This window comes from Streptomyces sp. NPDC034086 (assembly GCF_055575515.1).
The window spans coordinates 928,944-954,072 of sequence record NZ_JBVISM010000001.1 but is presented as its reverse complement, the minus strand read 5'-3'; the positions used below and the strand labels follow the sequence as shown (position 1 = coordinate 954,072).

General features: G+C 76.2%; 15 protein-coding genes and 1 pseudogene. 8 read left to right on the top strand and 8 right to left on the bottom strand.

Features of this window, described 5'->3' with window-relative positions; genetic code table 11:
- Nucleotides 1-298 precede the first annotated feature (298 nt).
- Nucleotides 299-847, top strand: a complete 549-nt coding sequence (locus ACZ514_RS04255) for an N-acetylmuramoyl-L-alanine amidase (protein ID WP_469124066.1) — start codon at nucleotides 299-301, stop codon at nucleotides 845-847.
- Here the strand turns inward: ACZ514_RS04255 and ACZ514_RS04250 are convergent.
- The 5 genes from ACZ514_RS04250 to ACZ514_RS04230 all read right to left on the bottom strand — a co-directional run bounded on the left by ACZ514_RS04250 (nucleotide 822) and on the right by ACZ514_RS04230 (nucleotide 8,864).
- Nucleotides 822-1,658 (bottom strand): class I SAM-dependent methyltransferase, encoded by an 837-nt coding sequence (locus tag ACZ514_RS04250; protein ID WP_469124065.1) that lies wholly within the window; start codon nucleotides 1,656-1,658, stop codon nucleotides 822-824. The genes ACZ514_RS04255 and ACZ514_RS04250 overlap by 26 nt on opposite strands.
- Before the next feature lie 11 nt (nucleotides 1,659-1,669).
- Nucleotides 1,670-2,329, bottom strand: a complete 660-nt coding sequence (locus tag ACZ514_RS04245; RefSeq protein ID WP_469124064.1) for a DUF2278 family protein — start codon at nucleotides 2,327-2,329, stop codon at nucleotides 1,670-1,672.
- Between the two features lie 140 nt (nucleotides 2,330-2,469).
- Nucleotides 2,470-3,984 carry an alpha/beta hydrolase gene (locus ACZ514_RS04240; RefSeq protein WP_469124063.1) on the bottom strand — a complete coding sequence of 505 codons (1,515 nt, stop codon included), beginning with the start codon at nucleotides 3,982-3,984 and terminating at the stop codon, nucleotides 2,470-2,472.
- 64 nt (nucleotides 3,985-4,048) lie between these two features.
- The gene (locus tag ACZ514_RS04235; RefSeq protein WP_469124062.1) at nucleotides 4,049-7,243 is read right to left on the bottom strand and encodes an amidohydrolase family protein; all 3,195 of its coding nucleotides are present in this window, start codon (nucleotides 7,241-7,243) and stop codon (nucleotides 4,049-4,051) included.
- Nucleotides 7,244-7,388: 145 nt separating this feature from the next.
- Nucleotides 7,389-8,864, bottom strand: a complete 1,476-nt coding sequence (locus ACZ514_RS04230) for a multicopper oxidase family protein (protein WP_468162347.1) — start codon at nucleotides 8,862-8,864, stop codon at nucleotides 7,389-7,391.
- Nucleotides 8,865-9,063: 199 nt separating this feature from the next.
- On the opposite strand from ACZ514_RS04230, the gene ACZ514_RS04225 reads away from it, so the two are divergent.
- Entirely contained in the window at nucleotides 9,064-10,173 is a 1,110-nt protein-coding gene (locus ACZ514_RS04225) for an ADP-ribosylglycohydrolase family protein (RefSeq protein WP_468162349.1), read from the top strand.
- Nucleotides 10,174-10,332: 159 nt separating this feature from the next.
- Nucleotides 10,333-12,237, top strand: coding sequence for a glycoside hydrolase family 15 protein (locus ACZ514_RS04220; RefSeq protein WP_469124061.1), 1,905 nt, complete (start codon nucleotides 10,333-10,335; stop codon nucleotides 12,235-12,237).
- 119 nt (nucleotides 12,238-12,356) lie between these two features.
- On the opposite strand, the pseudogene ACZ514_RS04215 reads toward ACZ514_RS04220, so the two are convergent.
- The 3 genes and pseudogenes from ACZ514_RS04215 to ACZ514_RS04205 all read right to left on the bottom strand — a co-directional run bounded on the left by ACZ514_RS04215 (nucleotide 12,357) and on the right by ACZ514_RS04205 (nucleotide 16,296).
- A pseudogene (locus tag ACZ514_RS04215) lies at nucleotides 12,357-13,558 on the bottom strand (anhydro-N-acetylmuramic acid kinase).
- Nucleotides 13,555-14,871: an MFS transporter gene (locus ACZ514_RS04210; RefSeq protein WP_469124060.1), complete on the bottom strand. Its 1,317-nt coding sequence runs from the start codon at nucleotides 14,869-14,871 to the stop codon at nucleotides 13,555-13,557. The pseudogene ACZ514_RS04215 and the gene ACZ514_RS04210 overlap by 4 nt, the downstream one beginning before the upstream one ends.
- Before the next feature lie 3 nt (nucleotides 14,872-14,874).
- Entirely contained in the window at nucleotides 14,875-16,296 is a 1,422-nt protein-coding gene (locus ACZ514_RS04205; RefSeq protein ID WP_469124059.1) for a L,D-transpeptidase, read from the bottom strand.
- 200 nt (nucleotides 16,297-16,496) lie between these two features.
- Here ACZ514_RS04205 and ACZ514_RS04200 point away from each other — a divergent pair, with 200 nt between their 5' ends.
- The 5 genes from ACZ514_RS04200 to ACZ514_RS04180 all read left to right on the top strand — a co-directional run bounded on the left by ACZ514_RS04200 (nucleotide 16,497) and on the right by ACZ514_RS04180 (nucleotide 25,114).
- Nucleotides 16,497-17,117, top strand: a complete 621-nt coding sequence (locus tag ACZ514_RS04200; protein WP_468162357.1) for an L-threonylcarbamoyladenylate synthase — start codon at nucleotides 16,497-16,499, stop codon at nucleotides 17,115-17,117.
- A gap of 518 nt (nucleotides 17,118-17,635) precedes the next feature.
- A complete protein-coding gene (locus ACZ514_RS04195) occupies nucleotides 17,636-19,354 on the top strand; it encodes an AfsR/SARP family transcriptional regulator (RefSeq protein WP_468162359.1) in 1,719 nt (572 codons plus the stop codon).
- Between the two features lie 74 nt (nucleotides 19,355-19,428).
- Nucleotides 19,429-21,618 carry a TOMM precursor leader peptide-binding protein gene (locus ACZ514_RS04190; RefSeq protein ID WP_469124058.1) on the top strand — a complete coding sequence of 730 codons (2,190 nt, stop codon included), beginning with the start codon at nucleotides 19,429-19,431 and terminating at the stop codon, nucleotides 21,616-21,618.
- Entirely contained in the window at nucleotides 21,608-23,518 is a 1,911-nt protein-coding gene (locus ACZ514_RS04185; protein ID WP_469124057.1) for a TOMM precursor leader peptide-binding protein, read from the top strand. The genes ACZ514_RS04190 and ACZ514_RS04185 overlap by 11 nt, the downstream gene beginning before the upstream one ends.
- 48 nt (nucleotides 23,519-23,566) lie before the next feature.
- Nucleotides 23,567-25,114, top strand: a complete 1,548-nt coding sequence (locus tag ACZ514_RS04180) for a SagB family peptide dehydrogenase (protein WP_469124056.1) — start codon at nucleotides 23,567-23,569, stop codon at nucleotides 25,112-25,114.
- Nucleotides 25,115-25,129: the final 15 nt, after the last annotated feature.

Here is a 25,129-nt window from a genome sequence, read left to right as displayed (position 1 = left end):
TTCGGCATGCTCGCCGTCACGGCGCCCGCCGGCGGCCCGGGCGGGACCTACCGGGTGCGCGTACGGGAGCGGGGCTCGGGCCACTGGGCGCCGTGGACGGCGGTGGAGGCCGGGGAGCCGTGGTGGGCCGGGGAGCCGTGGTGGGCCGGGCCTTCCGACGCCGTGGAGGTACGCGCGGCCGGGGCCGGGGCGGCCCGGCCCGGCCTCCGGCCCGGCGCCGGTGGCGGGCGCGGCCTCCCGGCCCCGCGTCGTCCCGCGCGCCCGCTGGGGCGCGGCCGAGGATCCCGGGGAGCCCGTCGTGTACGGCGGGGACGTCAAGGCCGTGTTCGTCCACCACACCGCCCAGAGCAACGACTACGCGTGCGCCGACTCCCCCGCCGTGGTACGCGGCCTCCAGGCCCTCCACCGGCGGGTCAACGGCTGCAAGGACCTCGGCTACCACTACGTGGTCGACAAGTGCGGCACGGTCTTCGAAGGCCGGGCCGGCGGCTCCGGACGGCCGGTCACCGGCGCGCACACCCTCGGCTTCAACCAGGACACCCTGGGCGTCGCGGCCATCGGCCGCCACTCCGGCCCGCAGGCGCCGCCCGCGGCCACGACGGCCGTCGCCGGGATCGCGGCCTGGGCGCTCGGCCGGTACGGGCACGCCCCGACCGGCACCGTCGCACTCGTCGCCTCCGCCGACAACGGACGCTTCCGGGCCGGCGAGCGGGTGAGGGTGGAGCGGATCTCGGGCCACCGCGACGTCTTCGCCACCGAGTGCCCCGGAACCGCCCTTCACCGGCAGTTGCCGGCCGTCCGGGCACTGGCCTCGGATCCCTTCAACGGCGTGCTCGCCGGCCGCTGACCGCCCAGGCGCGGGCGGTGAGCGCGACGGAGCCGTCGGGCCGTACGGGCAGGGCCCCGGCGAGCACGTCGCGCAGCCGCCGGCGGGCGTCGGGGGCGAGGGAGGTGACGTAGCCGGGGGCGGGACCCTGCCCGGACAGGAAGGGTTCCCACAGGTCCGCGAAGTCCGCGAACACGGTGGGCACCTCGATCGGGGCGACCTCCACCCCGCCCAGCCCGGCGCCCGTCCACAGCGTCCGCAGCGGCTCCGGGCGGCACAGGGGGAAGCGGCGGCGCTCGTCCAGGGCGGCCGCCGCCGGGTCCAGGGCGGCCGCCGCCTCCCAGAAGTGCCGCAGCAGCCCCATGCCCTCGGCGTAGTCCCACACGTACGCGGCGACCAGCCCGCCCGGCCGCACGGCCCGGGCGGCCTCGGCGACCGCCGTGTCCGGCGCGGGGAGGAAGTTCAGGGTGAGGGCGCTGACGGCCGCGTCGAACGTCCCGTCGCGCACCGGCAGCGCCTGCGCGTCGGCCACCGCGAAGAGCGGGCGGGACGCCGCGGTGCCCGGGGCGACGGCTTCCGCGGCGGCGGTGCGGGCGGCCGCCACGAAGGCGGCCGACCGGTCCACGCCCAGCACCAGCCGTGGCCGGCAGTGCGCGGCCACCGCTCCGGCCAGTGCGCCCGTACCGCAGCCCGCGTCGAGCCACCGGGCGCCGGCGGCGACGCCGAGCGAGGCCGCGAAGGCCGCGGCGACCGGCCGGCTCCAGCGGCCCATGTAGCGCTCGTAGCCGTTGCCGGCCGCCCAGGTGTCGAAGCGCCGCTGCGGTTCCTCCACGCCGGCGGCGTTCACACCGGATGCCCGTCGGGCCCGGTGCGGCCGGACTGGCTGGAGAACTTGTTGAGGAAGACGTCGTACAGGCCGTCGGGCCGGCGGGTGAGGGTGGCCCCGTCCTGCCAGGTGCCGTTCTCGTCCCACCACTGGCTGCCGTACGGATCGCCCTGGTTCTGGTGGACGTTGTGCATGCCGAGCCCGTGGTCGAAGGGCTCTCCGAAGACCATGATCTCCCGGCCGGGCACCAGGATGGGCTCCAGTGCCCGGGCGGCGTCGAGGTTGGAGCCGGAGATCCAGGAGCGGGGCGGGTTCAGCCGGTTCGAGAGGTCCCGGAGCCAGGCGGGCGGGCGTACGGGGAGGGCGCAGCCCGGGCGGTGCTGGAGGGCGGGATGGCGCAGGTAGTCGAGGGCGCCGGAGCCCGGGCTCGTCGAGAGGTCGTGGTAACCGGGATCCAGGGAGGGCACCGGGTCGAGCACGGAGGCGGGCAGGGTGAACACCTTCCACTGGACTCCGGTGGTGGACTGTTTGCTGTCCACGTCGACGGCGCACCGGTACCGGCCGGCGGGCGCGTCCACCTCCAGGTTGACGTGGAACCAGTGCCCCTGGGTGTCGGGCCGGTCGCGGAAGTGGCGGTGCAGCGTTCCCGACAGCACCCCGTAGGAGTCGAACGGCATGACGGCCAGTCAACCACCGTGCCGGCCGCCGGCGCGGTGACGCGCGGGGCACCGTCGCCCAGGCCCCCGGCCGGCCCAGCCCTTCCCGGGCCGGCCGCGCGGGGTCCGGGGCCGCCGCCGTGCCGCACCGGTGCCGGTGCTCAGTTCGCGCAGCTGGTGTCGCGGGCGGGGCGCTGGCCGGTGGTGAGGAACCGGGTGACGGTGCGGTCCCCGCAGGCGTTGCCGTTGCCGAGGTAGACGCCGTGACCGCCCTGCTCGACGGTGACGAGTACGGCCCGGTCGCCGAGGGCCTCGCGCATCTTCAGGCTCTTGGAGTGGGGCGTGGAGGGGTCGCGGCGGCTCTGGATCATCAGGATGCCGGAGGGACCGTGGTGGGTGATCTTGGTGGGCTTGTGCTCGGGGGCGTCCTTCCAGAAGGAGCACGGGAGCACGTTGACCGGCATGCCGGCCGTCAGCGGGTGCCGGGCCCGGTCCTCGTCGACGGCGCGCTGCCGTTCGGCCCGGGAACCGCCCGGCCAGGCCACGTCGTTGCACAGGACCGCGACGAGCTGGGCGGCGTCCTCGTCGCGCAGGGGGCGGGCGAGCTCCGGCGGGAGGGCGGGGGTGTGGGCCGGGTCGCGCAGGGCGGCGACGAGCCGGGCTAAGCCGGGGAAGGCGGAGTCGCTGTAGAGGGTGTTCTGGAGGGCCTGGCGCAGGCCGTTGCCGGTCAGGGGCACTCCGGGGGTGGTGGACGGGCGGGGGGCGCGGTCCAGGGAGGCGAAGAGCGAGAGCAGGAGGGGCTCGACCTCCTCGGGGCGCTGCGCCAGCCGCAGGCCGTCCCTGTCGCGGTCGGGGTGGGCGGCCCAGGCGGCGAAGTCGGGGAAGCGGTCGTCGGAGCCCTGGGCCATGTTGGCCAGCCAGCCGCGGGCGACGCGCTTGGGGTCGGGGTCGCCGCTGCTGTCGAGGACCCAGCGGTCGGTGCGTCCGGGGTACGTCTGGGCGTACACGGCTCCCACGTAGGTGCCGTACGAGACCCCCCAGGCGGAGAGCTTGCGCTCGCCCAGCGCCGCGCGGAGGCGGTCCATGTCGCGGACCTGGTTGGCGGTGGTGAAGCTGCGCAGGACGGGTCCGCCGTTGCGGGCGCAGGCTTCGGCGGTGCGGCGGGAGCGGGCGAGGTTCTCGGTGATGTCCCCGTCGGGGGCGGGCCAGGAGCGCAGGGCGGTGAGGTAGCGGTCCTCGGGGGCGAGGCCGCAGCTCGCGGTGGTGGAGCCGCCGACGCCGCGGGGGTCGAAGGCGACGAGGTCGTAGGCTCCGGCGAGCTGCTGCTGGAGAGCGGGGCCCTTCTGCGTCAGGCGCTGTACGCCGGAGCCGCCCGGGCCGCCGGGGATCACCACGAGGGTGCCGCGCCGGGCCTCGGGGCGGTCACTGCGGATCCGGGAGACGGCCACGCTGATCCGCGGGCCGCGCGGGTCGTCGTAGTCGAGCGGGACGGGGAGGTCGGCGCACTCCTGGGTGGCGGGCCCGCCCGGCTTGGCGCAGGGGCGCCAGTCGAGCCCGGGCACCTCCGTGCGGGGGCCGCCGGCGGCCTGCGCCGGGAGGGCGGAGGCGGTGAGCGCGGTGGCGGCGGCCGCGGCGGAGAGGGTCAGCAGGAGGGCCTTGCTCCGGGAAATCGTCATGCGGCAAGCCTCGTGCAGGGCGCCCGGGCGGCCCATCCGGCAGACCGGCCGCCCGGGGGTGGGGCTAACCCCCGTACGGGAGGCGTCCGTCGGTCGGGGGCCCGGTGCAGCAGGAGTCACGGTGCATCTGGCGCAGCACGGGCCGCCAGGCCCGGTCGGGGGTGGCCGGACCGGGGAAGGCGGCTTCCAGGGCGTCGCGTGCGTACGGGGTGCCGGCGCGCAGGACCGCGCGGACGCGGACCAGGTCGTCGAAGTCGGTGAAGGGGTCTCCGTCGACGAGGGTGAGGTCGGCGAGCCTGCCCGCTTCGGCCGTGCCGAGGTGCCGGTCGGCGCCGTAGACGCGGGCCGGGGTGCGGGTGGCGGTGGTGAGGGCCTCGGCGGGTGAGAAGCCGTACCGGTGCAGGGCGCGCAGGGCGAGGTGGAGGTGGAGGCCGACGGGGGTGAGCGGGGCGTCGGTGCCGAGCGCGACGCGGCCGCCGCCTTCGAGGACGCTCCGGTAGGCGGCGACCTCCCGCTCGAGCGCGGTGTCCTGCTCGGGGGTGGGCGGGCGGGCGGCGGCGGCCCGGAGGGCGGCCACGTCCCAGGGCGGCATCATGGCCGTGACCCGCCGGTCGGCGGCGAGGGAGGGGTCGGCGCCGATGAGGGGCAGGGCGGTGAAGGGGGTGGCGACGAGGTCGAAGCCTCCGTGGGTGTAGACCTCCAGGGTGTCCTGGTGGGTGTGGCCCGCGGGGGTCGCGCCGTGGCCGTACTCGGCGCGTTCGGTGGCGATCAGGTGGGTGGTCAGGTCCTGGCCGGACTGGATGCCCGGGGCGCACAGGTGGGAGCCGGAGCGGACGCCGAGCCGTTCGTGGGCGAAGCGGGCGGCTTCTTCCATGAAGGCGTGGGGGGCGCGGACGTAGGTCTTGACGAAGTCCCAGTCCAGGGCCTCGGCGCGGGCCAGGGAGCGGGCGAGTCCGGCGTGCGTGCGGTGGGCGCGGCCCATGCTGTAGGCGACGCGGGAGCCGTCGAGGAGTTCGCCGCCGGCCAGCAGCCGGGGGGAGGCGAGGCGGCCGGAGCGGATGTCCTCGCGCAGGCGGGCCTGTTCGTAGGCGGAGCCGCCGAGGGAGACGGCGGTGGTGATGCCGTAGGCCAGGTGGAGGGCGCCCTGGCGGGCTCCGTAGGTGTAGGGGTACGGGTGGACGTGCGCGTCCCACAGCCCCGGCAGGACGGTGCCCCGGGAGGCGTCGATGGTGCGGGCGGCCCGGCGGCGCGGGCGGTGCGGTTCGACGGCGGTGATGCGGCCGCCGCTGATGAGCAGGTCGACGTCGGCGCGGGGCGGGGATCCGGTGGCGTCCCACAGCAGTCCGGCGTGCACGACGGTGTCGACGGGCTCGGGGCGGCGGTAGGAGAGGGCGACGGGGACGGTGCGGGGCGCCCCCTCGGGGGTGCCGTCGGGGCGGAGGCCGAGCAGCCGCAGGCGGGCGCTGGACTGGTAGAGCAGGGTGCGGGAGTCGGCGGACCAGGACGGGTGGTCGGCGGGCTCGTCGGTGAGGCGGCGGGCGGGTCCGGCGGGGGTGCCGTCGGGGGTGACGGGGAGCAGCCACAGGGCCGATTCGGCGACGCAGGCCAGGAAGCGGCCGTCGGGCGACCAGACGGGGCCGGCGGCGTAGCGGTCGGAGAGGGAGGTGTGCGGGGCGAGGGCGTGGAGGCGGGCGGAGCCGGTGGCGGTGTCGACGATCCGGATCAGGTTGTAGCCCTCGCGGAAGCGGCGGCTGAGCCGGTTGCGGTCGCAGAGGGCGAGGTGGCGTCCGTCGGGGGACCAGCTGGGCGCGCTGGGGAGGCCTCCGCCGCCGAGGGCGGCCACGAGCGGGGTGTCGGTGCCGGAGGCGAGGTCGCGGACGATCAGCCGGCCGGCGAGGTCGAGGGCGGCGAGCCGGGTGCCGTCCGGGGACAGGGATCCGTAGACCCGGCCGGGCGGGGACAGGACGCTGTCCCGGCCGCCGGCGAGTTCCCTGCGGCGCACGGTGTTCAGCCCGTCGCGGTCGTCGGTGTAGAGCAGGGCCCGGCCGTCCGGGGTCCACACCGGGCCCTGGACGTACGCGGTGGCGGGGGCCTGGAGGATCCGGCGCGGGGGTCCTCCGGCGACGGGGGCCACCCAGAGGGCGCCGAGCGCGGCGAAGGCGACGCTGCGGGCGTCGGGAGACAGGGCGGGCAGGTGGACGCCGCGTACGGGGCGGGGGCGTTCGGCTTCCAGGTCGTACTCCTTGACCCGGTAGCGGGGGCGGGGCACTTCGAGGGTGGCGTCGAGGGGGATCTCGTGGGCGGTGCCGTCGCGGTGGGGGCGGATCACCCGGAAGCGGCCGTCGAGGGTGACCAGCAGGCGGTCGTCGCCGATCCAGCGCGGGGGCGCGGGGGCGAGGTCGCCGTCGAGGGCGACGGGGCGGCCGTCGGTGTAGAGGGTGAGGTGCTCGGCCCTGCGGGGGCCGGGGGCGGCGGACAGCCAGGCGGTGCGGCCGGCCGGGGAGAGGGCGGGGGCCAGCATGCTGCCGGCGGCGGCGGTGTGTTCGGTCCGCACGGGGCCGGTCCCGTCGGCGGCGACGGAGGCCAGGAGGCGGGCGGTGAGGGTCTCGCCGGACGGGGTGGCGCGCGGGAAGAGCACCCGGCGGCCGTCGGGCGAGAAGACCGGGTCGAGGTCCTCCCAGGCGCCGTCCTGGCCGGGTCCGTCCTGGCCGGGCGTTCCGGTGAGGCGGCGCAGGCCGCCGTCGGCGAGGGAGACGGTCCAGATCCGGTACGGGCTGCCGGCGACGGGGTCCCCGCCGCGTTCGGAGCAGAAGGCGAGGGTGCGGCCGTCGGGGGACCAGGCGGGCGCGCGGTGGTCGAAGGGGCCGTCGGTGAGGCGGCGCAGGCCGGTGCCGTCGGGGCGCATCACCCAGATGTGGAAGGTGCCGCCGCGGTAGGCGCTCATGGCCACGCGACTCCCGTCCGGGGAGAACACCGGGCGGCCCGGTTCCAGGTCGGGCGGGGTGAGGCGGGTGGCCGGCCCGCCGTCCGGGGGCAGCGACCAGAGGACGTTCTGCACCTCGGCGATGATCCGCCGCCCGTCGGCGGTGGCGGTGGCCGCGCCGTTGGTGGCGCGGGCGAAGCGCAGCACCGCCCGGTCCCCGCCGGGGAATCGCCGCGCCGGCGCGACCGCCGCGGCGCCGGGGGCGCGGAGCCCGGCCAGTGCCGTCAGCGCCCCGGCCGAAGCCGCCCTCAGTACCGTCCTGCGCCCCGTCCGCATCCCGGTCACCCGTCCCGCGTGTCGTTCCTGCCCGGCCGTCCGTCGGACGGACAAACGATCGGCACCCCGGCGGGGCAACGGGGACGGGTCCGCCCCGGCGGCCGCGGGGGCCGCCGGGGCGGGGAGGCGCGCAGGGCGCGGGGGGTCAGGAGATGCGCATGTTGGCCATCATGCCCATGGCGCCGTGGTCGAACAGGTGGCAGTGGTAGACGTAGGTGCCGCGGTAGCCGTCGAAGGTGGCCTGGAGCTTCACGGTCTCGCCCGGCTTGAGGGGCACGGTGTCCTTGAGGCCGGTCTCGGGGCCGGAGGTGACGGGCTTGCCGTTGCGTTCCAGCACCCGGAACTGCACCAGGTGCATGTGGAAGTTGTGCGGGGCGATCTTGTTGCTGTTTGTCACGGTCCAGATCTCGGTGGCACCGTAGGCGATGTCGGTGTCGATGCGGTCCATGTCGTACGTCTTGCCGTTGATGTACGCGCTGCCGCCGGGGGCCTCGTCCATCCGCATGTCGAACGCGCGCTGGACGGTGGCCGGGCCGAGCGGCGGCAGGGTGCGCAGCCGGTCCGGGACGACGCTGTGGTCGGGGGCGGTGCGGGTGACGCGGAACTGGAGCACCTTGCCGACCACGTCGGCGGACTCGAACGGGGCGATGTCCTTGTTGCGCAGCTCGATGACGGTGCCGACGGGGTATCGGGAGAAGTCGATGACGACGTCGGCGCGCTCGCCGGGGCTGATCGCGACCACGTTCGTGCGGTGCGGCTCGGGCAGCAGGCCGCCGTCGGTGCCGATCTGGACGAGTTCGGAGTCGTCGGCGAGGTGCAGGTCGAAGAAGCGCTGGTTGGAGGTGTTGGTGAGGCGGAAGCGGTACTTGCGGGCCGCGACCTCGAAGAACGGCCAGGACTTGCCGTTGGCGAGGACGACGTTGCGCTTCATGAAGTCGCCCATCGCGTAGACGAGTTCGCCGCTCTCGAGGAAGCGGGCGTCGCGCAGCGAGATCGGGACGTCGTACTGGCCGGAGGGCAGGCGCAGGCGGCGCTCGATGTCGTCGGTGAGGATGTAGGTGCCCGTCATCCCGCGGAAGACGTTCTCCGACTCCATGTGGTGGGCGTGGTCGTGGAACCACAGGTTCGCGTGCGGCTGGGTGTTGGGGTACGTGTACGTCTTCGTACCGCCGCCGGCGGGGATCAGGTCCATCGGGGCGCCGTCGCTGTCCTGGGGGACGTGGGCGCCGTGGAGGTGGATCGAGGTGGGGACGGCGAGGGAGTTCGTCTGCTTGATCACGACGCGCCGGCCCGACTCGGCCCTGATGACGGGTCCGGGGAAGGAGCCGTTGAAGGTGCGCAGCGGGGTCTTGAGCCCGGGCACGATCTCCTTGGTGGCTTCCTTCAGGGTCATCCGGTAGTAGCTGGTGGTGCTGGTGGTCCGGTAGGGCTGCAGGACCGGGGGCACGGGCATCTTCTGCGTGAACTTGGTTATGGACGCGGCGTCGAGTTCGGCGGCGCCCGCGGTGGTGCGGGCCGGCTCTGCCGTGGCGGCGTTGACGGCGGGCAGCAGCATGCCGCCGGTGCCGACGATGCTGGTGGCGGCGACGCCTGCCCGGAGTGCGGTCCGTCGAGTGATCACTTTTCCCCCGTGGGTGTGGCCCGGCGCCTCGTGTGCCGGTCGGTCGGGTTGGCGCAAAGTGCGCGGTGGCTGGACGGGGAGAGCCTGTTCGATTGCGCTCGCGCCGCGCTGGTGCGGATGTGGAGGGCTGGTGAGGTGGCCGGAAAGGCCGTGCGTACGATGCCCCCGGTGTTCGACACGGATAGGGGGCCGGGAGCCGATGGACGGGCTGACGGAGGGCGGGAAGCGGGCGGAGCGCGGCAGGGCGGCGGAGGCGGCCCGGGGGCTGCTGCTCGGGCTGGCGCTCGGGGAGTCGCTGGGCGCGGCGCGGGGCGGGCCGGCCCCGGCGGGGGCGCTGCGCGCGGGGGTCTGCACCCAGCTGGCCTGTTTCACCGTGGAGGGTTCGGTACGGGCCTCCGTGCGCGGCAGCCACAAGGGCATCTGCCATCCCCCGTCGGTGCTGTGGCACGCGTACGGCCGCTGGGCGTACCTCCAGGGGATCGCGCGCGAGCACGTGCGCGGGCGCTGGGACCGGTCGGACGGTGCCCGGGAGTGGCCGGACGGCTGGCTCGCCGGGGTTCCGGCGCTGGCGGAGCGGCGCGGCAGCGCCCCGGCCACCGTCGAGGCCCTGGCGGGGCCGTGGCAGGGCACGCTGGAGGAACCGGCGACGCGCAGCCGCGGCTGGCACGCGGTGGGCCGGACGCTGCCCCTGGCGCTGTGGGGTGACGCCCGGTCGCCGAAGTACGTCCGGCTGAGGAACCACCAGCTGCGCGAGGTGGCGGCGCTGACCCACGGGGACGCGGGGGCGCAGTGGGCGGCGGTGTGCGCGGCCGTGCTGGCCGCGCACTGCCTGGTCGGGGAGTCGGTGCGCGGTGCCGCCGGGGACGCGCTGGCGGCGCTGGGCGGGGTGGAGGACGTACCGCGGGCGGAGCTGGGGCTGCTGGCCGGGGCGCTGGCGGCGGCGGCCGCTCACCCGGGGGATCCGGGCCGGCTGGCGCGGTGGGCGCCGGATCCGACGGCGTGGTCGGCGGTGCTCGGGGGGCTGTACGCGGCGGCCTCGTTCCCGGAGCGCGGGGAGGTGGAGCGGGCGCTGCGGTTCGCGGCGGGGGCGCCCGACGGGGAGGCGGTCGCCTGTGTGACGGGGGCGCTGCTGGGCGGGGCGCACGGGGCCGGGGCGCTGCCGGTGGGGCTGGTGAGCCGGCACGAGCTGGCGTGGGTGCTGGACACCCTGGCCCGGGACCTGCTGTCGGAGCTCGGGGAGTCGCCGGGCGGCGGCGAGTACGAGAAGGGCTGGGACCCGTACTGGCTGCACCGTTACCCCGGCTGGTGACGGGCGTTGGACCGTCCGGGCGGTGCTGCGGGCGGTCTCGCGCGGCTGGAGCGATCACGCCCCTTCGGCGGGGGCGCCGCCGGGGATATTGGATGAGTGGCGCCGTGTACGCGCTCCCCCCGGCTTCTTGACGCTTCATCACAGTGGAGGCAATGCGTGATGCGCACACGGTCGGTCCTGGTGGCCGTCGCCCTGCTCGCGGCCCTGTCGCAGACGGCGGACGGCGCGGTCGCCGCGGGCGGGCCCCTCTCCCCCGCCGGACGGGCGGCCTTCGACGGGCAGCCGAGGCACGACGTGGCCCTGTACTGGATCAGGGGGGCGGGGAACTCCGGATGGGCGGCGGCCCAGGAGTTCACCACCGACGACGGCCGGCTCTCGCGGGTCTCGCTCTTCCTCGGCAGTACGGCGGCGGCCGGGAGGCTGACCGTGCAGGTGCGTACCGCCCGGGGCGACGCCGGCTCGGCGGTCGCCTCGGCCGGCGTCGACCTGGCCGCGCTGGGCGGGGAGGGCACGGGCTGGGTGGAGGTGCCGATGAACGCGGCGCTGCGGCCCGGCGGCCGCTACCACCTGTTCGCCCAGGCCACCACCGCCGGGAACGGGACGGTCACCTGGTACGGGACGCGGTCGGCCCCGGCCCGCTTCCCGCCGGCGGCGCAGTACGACCAGGCCCGGCGCACGTGGCAGCCGGGTTCGGGCCGCCTGGCCTTCCACGTGAACCCGGCGGGCTCCGAGCGGTGCGGGGAGACGGAGGCCTGTTACGTACCGGCCTCGACGAAACCCGCCCGGACGGCGGGCCTGCTCTTCAACGGGCGGGCGGTGGAGGCCGTGAGCCCGCCCTTCGCGGTGGGCGCCCGCTACGTGGAGGGCAGCAACGTGCTGGTGCTGCCCTCGGGCCGCTGGCGCTACCTGCCCGAGGGCGAGGAGAGGTCCAGGGTGGTCGAGGCCGGCGACCCGGGCGCGCTGGCCCAGATCGCCGAGTCCCGGCGCTGGCTGGCCCGGGGGCAGGTCCCGGGGGCGGCCGGGGTCCGCCGCGAGAGCGCCGGGCGGGCGCTGCTGTCGATGCGGGCGCTGCTGCGGCCCAACGGGGCCTTCGCCGCGGCCTGGCACCCGTTCTGGGACTACTCCTGGCCGCGTGACGCCGCCTTCGCGGCGGCCGCCTTCGCGCACACCGGGCATGGCGAGGAGGCGTACCGGATCCTGCGGTACAGCGCCGCGACGCAGCGGGCGGACGGCACGTGGGAGGCCCGCACCCGGCTCGACGGCTCGGGGCCGCCGGACTCCCGGCCGTGGCAGCTCGACGCCAACGGCTGGGTCCCCTGGGCCGCCTGGCAGTGGTACCGGACCGCGCCGCGCGAGGACCGCGAGGAGCGGCTGCGCGCGCTGTACCCCGCGCTCGCGAAGGCCGCCGACTACGCGGCGGCCTCCCTCGACGGCGAGGGGCTGCCGCCCGCCTCCCCCGACTACTGGGAACTGCCCACGCGGACCGCCAACCTCGGCACCGCCGCACCGCTGCTGTCCGGCCTGCGGGCCGCCGCCGACCTGGCCTCCGGGCTCGGACGGGAAGCGGACTCCGCGCGCTGGGCCTCCGCGGCGGGGCGGCTGGAGGCGGCCGTCGCCGGACGGTTCGGGCCGCTCGGCTATCCGCGCACCCTCGACGGCGACTTCGGCCCCGACACCGCGGTCGCGTTCATGGCGCCCCCGTTCAACCGGGCCCCCGCCGACCTCCCCCGGGCACTCGACGACACGTACCGGGCCCTGCGGAGGTCCAACGGCGGGCTGGTGCCGGGCACCGACGACTCGGAGTGGGGGAACGTCACGTGGACGCCGAGCACCTCGCTGTTCGCCCTCGCCTGGTCGGCGACGGGTGAGCGGGAGAAGGGCCGCGCGGTGCTGGACTGGGTGCTCGCCCAGCGCAACGTGCTGGGCGAACTGCCCGAGACGGTGGACGAGCGGGGCCGGCCGCGCGCGGTCGTGCCGCTGGGCTGGACCGACGCGCTCGTCCTGCTGAACCTCGTACAGGAGGGGGCCGCTCCCCTGCCGACGCCGCCCGCACCCCGCATGTGACCGGGCTGACCGCCCGTCAGGGGCCGCACTGCGGGCGGACTGTCCGGAGGCCGCCGTCGGGCGGGCCGTGCGGTCGGACGGCCCCCTCGGCGGGGGCCACGTCACCGGCGGCGGTACGCTCAGGACGGTCCGGCACGGGACGGCGGGCCCACGGCGATCCGTACGGGTGGACGGGACGGCCGGACCGGCAGGCGCAGCGGTCCGCGCCCCGGGGTGAGGGAGCCGAGCGGCCGGGGTCCCCGGGCGCCGGTGCAGCCGGGGGCGTTGCCGGGCAGGCCGTGCAGGGTGAGGAAGCCGAGGACGGCGAAGGCGTACGCCTCCTTGGCGGCGGCGGGCAGGCCCAGGGCGGCCGAGTCCAGCAGGGCGGTGCGCGGGGGCAGTTCCTCGCGGAGCATGGCCATGAGGACCGGGTTGCGGGTGCCGCCGCCGGAGGCGATGACCTCGGTGACGCGCAGCGGGCGCAGGGCGTCGGCGACGGTCCGGGCGGTGAGGCGGGCGAGGGTGGCGAGGAGGTCCTGCGGCGGGAGGGCGGGGCAGCCGTCGAGGGCGGTGCGCAGGTGGCCGTGGTGGAACAGCTCCTTGCCGGTGGTCTTGGGAGCGGGGCGCCGGTAGTAGGGCTCGGCGAGCAGGCGCCGCAGGAGCGGTTCGTGGACCCGGCCGGCTGCGCGGCGAGGGCGCCGTCCTCGTCGTACCCGAGGCGCCCACCCGTGGCTTCGCGTACGGCGGCGTCCATCAGGGCGTTGCCGGGTCCGGTGTCGAAGGCCACGGGCGGGCCGGCCGCGGGCACGGCGGTGAGGTTGGCGATCCCGCCGATGTTCAGGGCGGCGGGCGTGCCGGGGCGTCCGCGCAGCAGCATCAGGTCGACGAGGCTGACGAGCGGGGCGCCCTGGCCGCCGGCCGCGATGTCGCGGGGGCGGAAGTCGGAGACGACGGGACGCCCGGTGGCCTCGGCGATCCAGGCGGGGCTGCCCAGCTGGAGGGTGCCGTGGACCTGCCCGGCGTCGGCCCAGTGGTAGACGGTCTGGCCGTGCGAGGCGATCAGCCCGGCGCGGCCGGCGCACAGTTCGCGGTCGGCGCGGACCGCGAGGGCGGCGAAGGCCTGCCCGATGCGGGTGTCGAGGAGGCACACGTCGGCCAGGGTGGTGGCCGCGGGCGGCAGGGAGGCGGCGAGGGTGTCGCGCAGGCCGTCCTCGTAGGGGGCGCTGACCAGGCCGAGCGGGACCAGCCGCAGGGTCTCGCCGTCGTCCTCGAGGGTCAGCCGCGCGGCGGCCGCGTCGACGGCGTCGTACGAGGTGCCCGACATCAGCCCGATCACCCTCATGGCAGGGGCCTCCTGTGGCCGTCGCCGCGCACGCCGGCCAGGGCGAGGGCGCTGAGGGCGCAGGTCCCGGCGGCGTAGTAGGCGGGGACGTCGTGGTCGCCGGTGGCGGCGGTCAGGGCGGTGATGACGAGACCGGCGCAGCCGGAGAACACCGCGCCGCTGAGGGCGTACGCCAGCCCGAGCCCGGTGCAGCGCACCCGGGCGGGGAACATCTCGGCGAGCATGGCGGGGCCGGGACCGGCGAGCAGACCGACGGTGGCGCCCGCGCCGAGGACGGCGGCGGCCTTGGCGGCGGCGGGGGCGGCCGGGTCCTGGAGGAGGTGGAGCAGCGGGAGCGCGAGGAGGGTGACGGCGAGGGCGCCGGCCAGCATCACGGGGCGGCGGCCGACGCGGTCGCTGAGGACGCCGGCGGGCAGGATGGCGGCGGCGAAGCCGAGGTTGGCGAGGGTGGTCGCGACCAGGGCCTGGTGGAAGGAGGCCCCGAGGGTGGCCTGGAGGTAGGAGGGCAGGACCACGAGGAAGGTGTAGCCGGCCGCCGACCAGCCCATGAGCCGGCCCACCGCGAGGGCGACGGCCCGGACGGTGCCGGTGCCGCTGCCGGCGGGGGTGGGCGCACCGGCCCCCGGCGGCGGGGCCGGAGGCGGCGGCTCTGCGGGAAGTCCGGAGCGCAGCCGGTACGCGGTCAGACCGAGCGGCAGGGCCAGCAGGAAGGGGATCCGCCAGCCCCAGGCGTGCAGCGCCGCCGGGGAGAGGAGCCCGGCCAGGAGGGCGGCGACGGCCGCGCCGGCGAGCAGGCCGAGGGCGACGGTGAAGGACTGCCAGGCGCCGTGGCGGCCCCGCCGGCCCGGGGGCGCGGATTCCGTCATCAGGGCCACGGCCCCGCCGAACTCTCCTCCCGAGCAGAGCCCTTGCAGGACGCGGAGCAGGACCAGCGGCCAGGGGGCGGCGGCTCCGATGGCGTCCCGGGTCGGGAGGAGGCCGATCAGGGTGGTGGCCAGGGTCATCAGGGCGATGACGAGGATCAGGGCGGGGCGGCGGCCGATCCGGTCGCCGAGGCGGCCGAAGAGGAGGGCACCGACGGGCCGGAAGAAGAAGGACACCGCGAAGGAGGCGTACGTGGCCACCAGCGGCCCGGCGCCGCCCTGGCCGGCCGCCCCGGCGGGGGTGAAGAACCGGTCGGCGATGACGGTGGCGAAGGCTCCGTACACGCCGAACTCGTACCACTCGGTGAAGTTCCCGACGGAGCCCGCGAGCAGCACCCGGCGCGGGCCGGCGGCGTGCGGGGCGGGGCGGCGTACCGCGAGGGGGGCCATGTCTCAGGTCGTCGGGGTGAGGCGCGAGGGGCTGTCCGGCGGCGGGGACGGGGCGGTGGCGCGGTTCAGGGCGCTGCCCGAGAGCCAGGTGCCCCAGTCCAGGTTCCAGTCGCCGATGCCGTTGCCGAAGGGGTCCATCTTCGCGCCGCCGCTGTTGACCACTTCGACGATGTCGCCTTCGCGGACGGTCCCGTAGAACCAGGCGGCGTCCTCGGTGGACATGCCGGTGCAGCCGTGGCTGACGTTCTCCTCGCCCTGCGCCTCGACCGACCAGGGCGCGGCGTGGACGTACTCCCCGCTCCAGGTGACCCGGGTCGCGTAGAAGACGGGGAGGTCGTAGAACTCCTTGGTGCCCTTCTTGATGCCGACGGTGTCCCCGCGCATGCGGACCTTGTACTCCTTGCCGAGGACGACCTTGATGCCGCTGCGGGTGCGGAAGCCCGCCTTGCCGGTGGTGACCGGGATGGTCCGGACGACGCGCCCGTTGCGGCGTACGGTCATCAGGTGGGCGGCGGAGTCGGTGACGGCCTCGACGCGGTCCCCGACGGTGAACTCGAGGGGCTCGGAGGGGCCTCCGTAGCCGTGTTCGCCCAGTTCGACCCCGTCGAGGCCGCTGCGGACGCGGACGACGGCGTGGGCGGGCCAGTAGGCGCGGGGCCGGAAGTGCAGGGTCGAGCCGTCGACCCAGTGCCAGGCTCCCTCGACGTGGGGCCGCGAGGTGACCTGGAGGGCCCGCTCGACGCGGGCGCGGGCTGCGGGGTTGTCGGCGGGGACCGGGTGGCTGAGTTCGGCGGTGACGATCGCGCCCGCGCCGTACGTGCCGGGGCGGGGACCGAACTCGGCGGTGAGCCTGCCCCCGTCGTCGGGCGCGTCGGGCGGCGAGGTGCGGAAGACCATGCCGACGCCGACGGGGGCTCCGCGGCCGTCCTGGGCGCGGACCCGCACGGTGTAGCCCTCCCCCGCGCGCAGGGGTTCGGTGTTGCGCCAGTGTCCGCCGTCCGGGCCGAGCTCGCCGGCGAGGTGGCGGCCGTGCCCGTCGGTCACGGTCACGTCGGTGAGACGGCCGGCCTCCGGCCGGGCGAGGGTGATCTCGAGGGGGGAGCCGGGGTCGGTGGGGAGTTCGCCGGCCTCGCCGAGGGCCGGGTCGCTCAGGACGGAGCCGCCCCGGGCGGTGGCGAGCACCCGCTGTTCCCGCCAGGTGCCGCAGCGGCCGCCCCGGAAGACTCCGGCGGCGCACCATCCGGCGGTGTCCGCGCGCGGGCCGCCGTCGAGGGCGTGGCCGACCAGCAGGGTGACCGCCGCCTCCGGGGCGGGGCCGGGGGCCGCGGCCGCTTCGGCCGTGCGGCCCGGTGCGTGGGCGAGGGCCAGCGCGGCCCCCGTCACCGCGGCGACCGCACTCCACGCCTTCGTCCCTGACTTCGCCACGCAGGCCTCCCAGTTGTCCCACGGCCGGATGAGAGCATCAAAGAGGACGGAAAGCCGAAACGATGATCATAAACTCGGTGCTGCGTCCGAACGAGCGCCCCAAGTGAACCCGGTCGGAGCACAGCGCCCCTCCCGGCGGGCGGGCCGGGGTCAGCGGCGCAGCGGCGGAGCGGAGCGATCCGGTCCCGTAGGCTCGGCGGATGGCGAAGTATTTCGACGTGCACCCCGAGAACCCCCAGCGGCGCACCCTCAGCGGCGTGGCCGACAGCATCCGCTCCGGCGCGCTCATCGCGTACCCGACGGATTCCTGTTTCGCGCTGGGATGCCAGCTGGGCAACCGTGACGGCATCGCGCGGATCCGGTCGATCCGCAACCTGGACGACAAGCACCACTTCACCCTCGTGTGCCAGAACTTCGCCCAGCTGGGGCAGTTCGTGCACGTGGACAACGACGTGTTCCGGGCCGTCAAGGCGGCGACCCCGGGCCCCTACACCTTCATCCTCAAGGCCACCTCGGAGGTGCCGCGCCAGCTGCTGCACCCGAAGAAGAAGACGGTCGGGGTGCGGATCCCCGACCACCTCGTCACGCAGGCCCTGCTGGCCGAGCTGGGCGAGCCGCTGGTCTCGAGCACCCTGCTGCTGCCGGACGAGGAGGAGCCGATGACGCAGGGCTGGGAGATCAAGGAGCGGCTCGACCACGTGGTGGACGCGGTGGTCGACTCCGGTGACTGCGGCACCCGGCCGACCACGGTCGTCGACTTCTCCGGCGGCGACGTGGAGATCCTGCGCCGCGGAGCGGGCGACACCGCGCGCTTCGAGTAGCACGCCGGTCCGCGCGCCCCGGCCGGCTCCCGGCCGGGGCGCTTTTCCTTGGGGCGGTGGATTCCGGTTCGGGTCCGGAATTCACCGTTCCGACTCCGTCGGGCACGATGGGAATGCGCCAGTCCGGTCACCTCATCCGGCCATCCGGCGGCCCGCCGGCAATGCGGCCTCCATCGGTACTCGACCGCGCTTCCATCGGAACTCGTTTACGTCTGAACAGAATTGACGAACCGGCGGTAACTCGACGGATTCCCGGCGTGACGGAGAGGAGAAGAACGCCTGGACCGCCGGAATCGACCCGGATCTCGGTTCGACTTCCACAAGATCCGTTCTGTAGGGTTCCAGATATTCACCGCCCAACGGGGAGCGGCGAGCAGCCGCGGGCACTGGTCCGGACTCCTTCGGGAGTACCGGTCCGTCATCGCGGCTCGCGGGAACGGCGCCCCCCGTCATCACGCTCATCTGCGACACACGTGACCCGACACGGGGGACCAATGCGGTTCCAGCTTTTGGGGCCCTTGAGTATTGCGCACGGCCCCGAGACAGTAGTTCTCAAACCCTCCAAACCGACCAGTCTTCTCGCCGCCCTCCTGCTCCATCCCGGCACCGTCGTTTCCACCGGCTATCTGCTGCGTGCCGTGTGGGACGAGGAGCCGCCCGCCACCGCCCGGGCCGCACTCCAGACCTGTGTGCTGCGCCTGCGCAGGTTATTCGCGAAATACGGCATATCCGCGACCACCATCGAGGCCGTGCCGGGCGGTTACCGCATGCGCAACGACACCGAGACGCTCGACCTCGTCCTGTTCCGGTTACTGACCGCGCAGGCGCGGGCCGCCGCCGGGACCGCCGAGGAGCTGTACCGGCTGCGGGAGGCGCTCTCCCTCTGGCAGGGGCAGCCGCTGTCCAACGTGGCCTCGGCCATGCTCCACCGGGACGCGGTGCCCGCGCTCGAACAGGAGCGGCTGCGGGTGCTGGAGCGGGTGTGCGACCTCGAACTGGCCGCCGGCAACTGCCACCAGGTGCTCGTCGACCTGTACGAGGGCGCCCGCCGCCGGCCGGTCCGCGAACGCTTCACCGAGCAGCTGATCGAGGCCCTCTACCGCACCGGCCGGCAGGCGGAGGCCCTCGCCGAGTACCGCGCCGTGCGCGAGCGGCTGCGCGAGGAACTCGGCGTCGACCCCGGTCCGGGCCTGCGGCGCCTGGAACTGGCGATCCTGCGGGCCGAGGAGCTGGGCCCGGCCGGCCGGCCCGAGGACCTCGGACCGGGACCGGCTCCGCCACGCCCCGCGCCGGCCCTGCGCGAGCGCGTCGCCGAGCACGCCGGGCCACCGCCGGTGCCCGGGTTCGCCGGGCGCGCGGCGGACCTGCGGGCCCTGGCACTGCGCCTCACCGACACCGACGGGCCCCGGCTGCTGGTCGTCTCCGGAGCCCCCGGGATCGGCAAGTCGGCGCTCGCGCACCAGAGCGCGTACGAGGTCCGGCGGGCCTTCCCCGGCGGAGTGTCGGCCATCGACCTGGCCCGGCCCGACGGAAGCCCCCTGGACGTCGAGGAGGCGCGCAAGCTGCTGCCGGGGCCGGACGGCGGCGGCCGGCGGCTGCTGGTCCTCGACAACGCGGCCGGGGCCGGGCAGGTGCTGCCGCTGCTGCCCGGGACCGGCGGCGCCACCGTCCTGGTGACGAGCCGGCGCGCCCTCGCCGCCGCCGTCGCCCGGCACGGCGGCTTCGTGCACCGGCTCGACGTCCTCGCGCCGGCCGAGGCCCACGAACTGCTCACCGGCCTCGTCGGGGCCGGGCGGATCGCCGCCGAGGAGCGGGCGGCGCGCGAACTGGCCGCCGTGTGCGGCTACTTCCCGCTCGCCCTGCGGATCGCCGCCGGACGGCTGCTGACCCGGCCGGGGCTGTCCGTCGCCGACTGCGCGGCCTGGCTGGCGGAGGACCCGCCGGGCCGGCTGGCCCTCGCCGAGGACCCCCGGCTGTCGGTGCCCGAGGTCCTCGGGCAGGCCGTCGGCGCGCTCCCGCCCGATCTGCGGGAGGCCTTCCTGCGGATGGGCTCGCTCGAGCCGCACTCCGGTCCGGCCACAGCCGCCGGCGAAAGCGTGCTGGAACAGCTCGTGGAGGCCGGGATGCTCGAGGACGGGCCGCCCGGCGAGCCCTACCGGATCCACGCCTTCCTCCGCGTCTACGCGCGGTGGCTGGCCCGGGGCCGTGACGGCGCCGCGGCGCTCCTGCCCGGCTGAGGCGGCTCGCCCGCCTCCCCGACATTTCCCACCTCACGCCTTCGTCCCCACCAGACCGCAATCAGAGGTGTTCCATGTCCCTGGACAGCTACCAGTACGTTGCCGCGACACGCCCCAGGATCCGCCGGGACGTGCTCTTCACCGAAACGCCCGACGGCGTGCTCTTCCACAATTCCGACGGTGGGTTCCGCCTCACCGCCCGCACCGCCTACCGGTTCGCCACGCTGATCGTCCCGCACCTGACCGGCGAGCACACCGTCGAAGAGCTCTGCCGGGGGCTGGGCGACGCCCAGCGCGCGATGGTCGGCGAACTCGTCAAGACGCTGTACGAACGGGACTTCGCCCGTTCCGTCGCAGAGCCCGCGCGGCCGGAGCCGGCCGCCGCGCCGTCGGCGGACGTGGCCCGCAGGTTCGCGCCGCAGATCGCCTACGCCGACCACTACGCCGATGACGCCGAAGCCCGCTTCCTGCGCTTCCGCAGAACCCGGGTCGCCGTCCTGGGCGAGGACGCCGTGGCCCGCTGGTGCGCGCTGAGCCTGGTGCGCAACGGCTGCGCCACCGTCGGCCTGCCGCCGGGGGCGGACGCGGACGCGGTACGGGCCGAGGCGGCCGAGGCCGTCGCCGACGGCTGCCCGGTGGAGGTCCGTACGCTGCCCGGACAGCCCCTCGGCTGGGACGCGCTGGACGGGTACGACTTCGTGGTGGTGACCGGCGGGGCGGCGGCTCCGGCCCGGCTGCTGCCGCTGCTGCGCGCCGGGATACCCGAGGGACGCACCCTGCTGCCCGCCTGGTCGTACGGGAACGACGCCGTCGTCGGCCCGCTCATGGCCCACGGCACCGCCGGCTGCTGGTCCTGCGCGGCCCTGCGGCTGGGCGCGGCCCGCGGCGGCGCCCCGGCGGCCGCGCTGTGGAGCGCGCTGGCCCTTCCGGAGGCGCCGCTCGCGCAGGGCCCGGTGCCGGGGCGGCCGCTGGCCGCGATGCTCGGCAACCTGCTCGGCTACGAGGTGTTCCGCGCGGCCTCCGGTTCGCTGCCGGCCGAGACCGCCGGGCGGCTCCTCGTCCAGGACATGGCCTCGCTGGACGTCACCGCCGAGCCGCTCTTCCCGCACCCCCGCTGCCCGTTCTGCGCGCCCGGGGAGCCGGAGGCGGCCCCCTTGGACCTCGCCGCCGCCGGCACCTCGAGCACGCCCGCGCTGCCGGTGCTGGAGACCGCCCGGGACGCGGACGAGCTGGTCGAGGAGCTGAACCGGCGTTCCGCCGTGGTGCGTCCGTACGCGGGGGTGTTCACCCGGTACGCGGACGAGGAGCTGACGCAGATCCCGCTGAAGGCCGGGGTGGTCGAGCTGGGCCTCGGGCACGGCGAGGCGCGCACCGTGGCCGCGTTCGACGTGCACCACGTCGCGGGGGCGCGGATGCGCGCCCTGGACGCGGCGGCGCTGGTGTACGCGGAGCACGTGGTGCCGGCCCGGGACGTGGTCGGCGGCGGGGAGCCGGGCGCGGTGGCCGCGGCGGGGCTGGCGACGGCCTCCGGGATACCGGGAGAGCCGTCCGCGTACCAGCGTGCGGTGTCCCTGCTGACGAAGGAGCCCGTCCTGGTCCCGGCGGGCGCGGTACGGCCGTTCGGCCCGCACAACGCCGAGCGGCTCTTCGAACGCACCCGCGCCGGGGCCGGGGCCGGCCCCTCCCCCGCCGACGCGGCCGCGGCCGGGCTGCTGTCGGCGCTCGGGCACGCCGCGCTGCTGCGGGCGGTGCGCGGGGCGGCGGCGGACCGGGTGCCCCTGCCGGACCGTGACGGCGAGGACGCCGAACTGGCCTTCCTGCTGCGGTCGGCGGACCGGCTGGAGCTGGAGCCGGAGCTGCTGGACCTCGGGGAGGGACCGCGGTCCGGGGTGCAGGTGCTGCTGGCGCGCGCCGGGGAGCGCTGGGCGCTGGGCGAGGGCCTGGACCGGCGCACGGCGGCGGTCGCGGCGCTGCGCGAGCTGCTGGGCGCGGCCCAGTACGGGGCGGACGGCGCCGACGCGGGCCGCGACCCCCTGCTGCGCGATCTGGACCCGCGCGCGCTGGCGGTGTCCGGTGCGGCGGCCGCGCCCGTGGCGGCGGGGCCCGGGGCGTCCTGGGAGCAGGTGCTCGAACACCTCGCCGGGGCGGGGCTCGACGCGTACGCGGTGCCGACCGGGTCGGCGGAACTGGCCGGGGTGGGCATCCACACCGTGCGGGTGCTGCTCACCTCGGCGGCGGTACGGGAGTCCGGCGATGACGCGTAGCGGCTCCGCCCCGGTGGCGGACGGGCTCGGGGCGGAGGCCGCCGGGCGGTTCACGGCGCTGCTGGAGCGCGCGGTGGCCGCGCTGGGCGGGCCGCCGCCGGCCGTGACGGCGCTGGGGCTGCGGGACGCGTTCGCCGCCCCGGACCGGGAGGTCCCGGCGGGCGCGGTCCCGGTGGCCCTCTACGGCCACCAGGCGGTGGTCGGCCCCCTGCCGGCGGACGGGCCGGGGTGCGCGCGGTGCCTGGAGCGGCGCTGGCAGGCCGTGCGGTCGGTCGCGCTGCGGGACGCCCTGGAGCTGGGCGGCGAGACCCGGGCGGTGGGCGGCTGGCCGTACGCGCACCCCTTCGCGGCGGACGCGCTGGCCGCGCTGGTGGTCTCGGCGGCCTCCGGCACCACCGGTCCGGCGCGCGGGGTGTTCCCCCGGGTGTGGGTGCTGGACCTGCGCGGCGGCGCCGTGCGGGGGTACCCGCTGGTGCCCGATCCCGAGTGCCCGGTGTGCGGGACGCCCGAGGCGGACACGGCCCGGGCGCTGGATCCGGAGCCGGCGCCCAAGTACCGGCCGGGGGCGTTCCGTACGCGGCCGGTGGAGGCGTACGCCCTCGACGTGGCGGCGTTCGCGAACCCGCTGTGCGGGGCGCTGGGGCCCTCGCTGGTCCAGGACATCTCCTCGACCTCCACCTCCGCGACCATCGGCTGCTTCTCGATGCGCTCCGGCGCGTACCTGCGCGAGACGTTCTGGGGCGGCCACACGGACTCCTTCGACCGCAGCGCGCGCGTCGGGGTGCTGGAGGGGCTGGAGCGGTACGCGGGCATGCGCTCGCGTTCCCGTACGACCAGCGTGAGGGGCTCGCTGAACGGGTTCGGGGCCGAGGCCGTGGATCCGCGCCGGGTCGGTCTCTACAGCGAGGCGTTCTACCGGGACAACCCCCGGGTGCGGCCCTTCGATCCGGACCGGGAGATCCCCTGGGTGTGGGGCTGGTCGCTGCGCGACCGGCAGCCGAGGCTGGTGCCGGAGGTGCTGACGTACTACCACGCGCCGGGTCTGGAGAACCGGTTCGTGCAGGAGAGCTCCAACGGCTGCGCCTCGGGCGGCAGTCTGGCCGAGGCCGCCTACTTCGGGCTGATGGAGGTGGTCGAGCGGGACGCCTTCCTGCTCACCTGGTACGGACGGCAGCCGCTGCCGGAGATCGACCCGGCGACCAGCCGGCGCGCCTCGACGCGGGCGATGGTCGACCGGCTCGCCCTGTACGGGTACCGGGCGCGGTTCTTCGACACGCGGATCAGCTTCCCGATCCCGGTGGTGACGGCGGTCGCCGAGCGGTTCGACGGCGGCCTCGGGCGGATGTGCTTCGGGGCGGGGGCCGGGCTGGACCCGGAGTCGGCGCTGGACTCGGCGCTGTGCGAGATCGCGACGGACGCGGTGAACCTGCCCGGGCGCACCGAGCGGGACGAGGAGCGGCTGCGCGCGATGGCGGCCGACTTCGGCCTGGTGACCGCGCTGCACGACCACCCGCTGGTGTACGGGGTGCCGGAGATGGGCCGCCACGCCGACTTCCTGCTGCGCGGGCCCTCGCGGGGTCCGCTGCGGCCGGTGTCCTCGCTGCTCGGGCCCGAGGGTGTGTCGGACGACGTGTCCGAGGACCTGGCGCGGTGCGTGGAGGCCGTCGCCGCCCGGGGGTTCGACGTGGTGGTGGTCGACCAGACGCTGCCGGAGCAGCGGGCGCTGGGTCTGCACACCGTGAGCGTGCTGGTGCCGGGGCTGCTGCCGATCGACTTCGGCTGGTCGCGGCAGCGGGCGCTGGGCATGCCGCGCATGCGTACGGCCCTGCGCGAGGCGGGGCTGCGCGAGCGCGACCTGGAGCCGGCCGACCTCAACCCGGCCCCGCACCCCTTCCCCTGACCCGGCCGCCGGCGTGCCCGGCACGGCCGCACGAACCGAGGAGGACCCGTGGGCTACGCCCATGACTACGCCAGCGCCATCATGTACCGGGGCCGGGTGCCCATGGAGCCCGTGGACTTCGTGCCCGACTGGGCCGACCGTCCCCGCAAGGCGAAGTACTACCCGGACGCGGAGACCCTGCCGCTGCCGGATCCGGCGGCCGGGCCGCGTCCCGCGGCGGGGTTCACGCTGCCCCTGCTGTCCGGGATGCTCCAGGACTCGTACGGGCTGACCGGCCGGCGCCTGGGCGTGCAGGCCAACACCGACCTGGCCGCGCTGCCCCACTACGCGCAGGCCAACTGGTCGCGCGGCACCGCCTCGGGCGGCGGGCTGTATCCGGTCGGTGTGTACTGGGCGGCCGGGGCGGGCGGGCCCCTGACCCCGGGCCTGTACCACTACGCCCCGCACCAGCACGGGCTGCGCCGGCTGCTGGCCGGCGACGTCACCGGTGACGTGCGGGAGGCCCTGGGCCACGGACCGGGCGAGGGCTGCTCGCAGTACCTGGTGCTGAGCGTCAAGTACTGGCAGAACTCCTTCAAGTACAACAGCTTCTCCTTCCACGCGGTCAGCATGGACGTGGGCGCCCTGGTGCAGACCTGGCGGCTGTGGGCGAGGGCGTACGGGCTGCGGATCGCGCCCGTGCTCTGGTTCGACGAGGAGCGGCTCGCCCGCCTGCTGGGCACCGCGCCCGGGGAGGAGGGCGTCTTCGCGGTGCTCCCCCTGGAGTGGGAGGGCGGCGCGGAGCGGGACGGCGGGGCGGCGCCCCCGGCCGGCGCGGAAGTCCGCCACCGGGACGCGGAGCGCTCCCGTACCGTGCTGGCCTTCGAGACCCTGGAGCGGATCCACCGGGCGACCCTCGGCCGGGCCGGGGACCGTCCGGCACCCGGCGTGCTGGACGCGGCCGCCGCGTACCCGCCGCGGGGCGGGCGGCCGGTCCCCCTGCCCGCCCCGGCGGCGCCGGCGATGGAGGAGGGCGCCGCGCTGCGGGCCCGGCGCAGCAGCTTCGGCCGGTTCGACGCCACCCGGGCGGTGACGGCGGAGCAGCTGGCGGCGGCGCTGGCCGACTGCGCGGCGACCCGGCCCGGCAGCGAGGCGGAACGGCCCGGCGGGCCTTCGCTGACCTCCTTGTACGTCTTCGTCAACCACGTGGAGGGCATCGAGCCGGGCAGCTACGCCTACGACGCCGGGGCACACGCGCTGCGGCTGGTGGTACCGGGTGCGCCCGGGCCCTTCCTCCAGGCCAACTACTTCCTGTCCAACTACAACCTGGAGCAGGCGGGCGCCGTGCTGGTGCCGGCCCTACGGACCACGGCGGTCCTGGACGCGGTGGGCGACCGGGGCTACCGCCTGGTGGGGGCGGCCGTCGGCGCGGTCGCACAGACCTTCTACACCACGGCCGCCGCGCACGGGCTCGGCGCCGGCGTGGCGCTGGGCTTCGACAACGTCTCCTACGCCGAGCGGCTGGGGCTGACCGGCACCGACGAGGCACCGCTGCTGATCATGCTGCTGGGCCACGAGCGGCCGGGGCCCGCCGACTTCCGCCACGAGATCGCCTGACCGGGCGACGAGAGA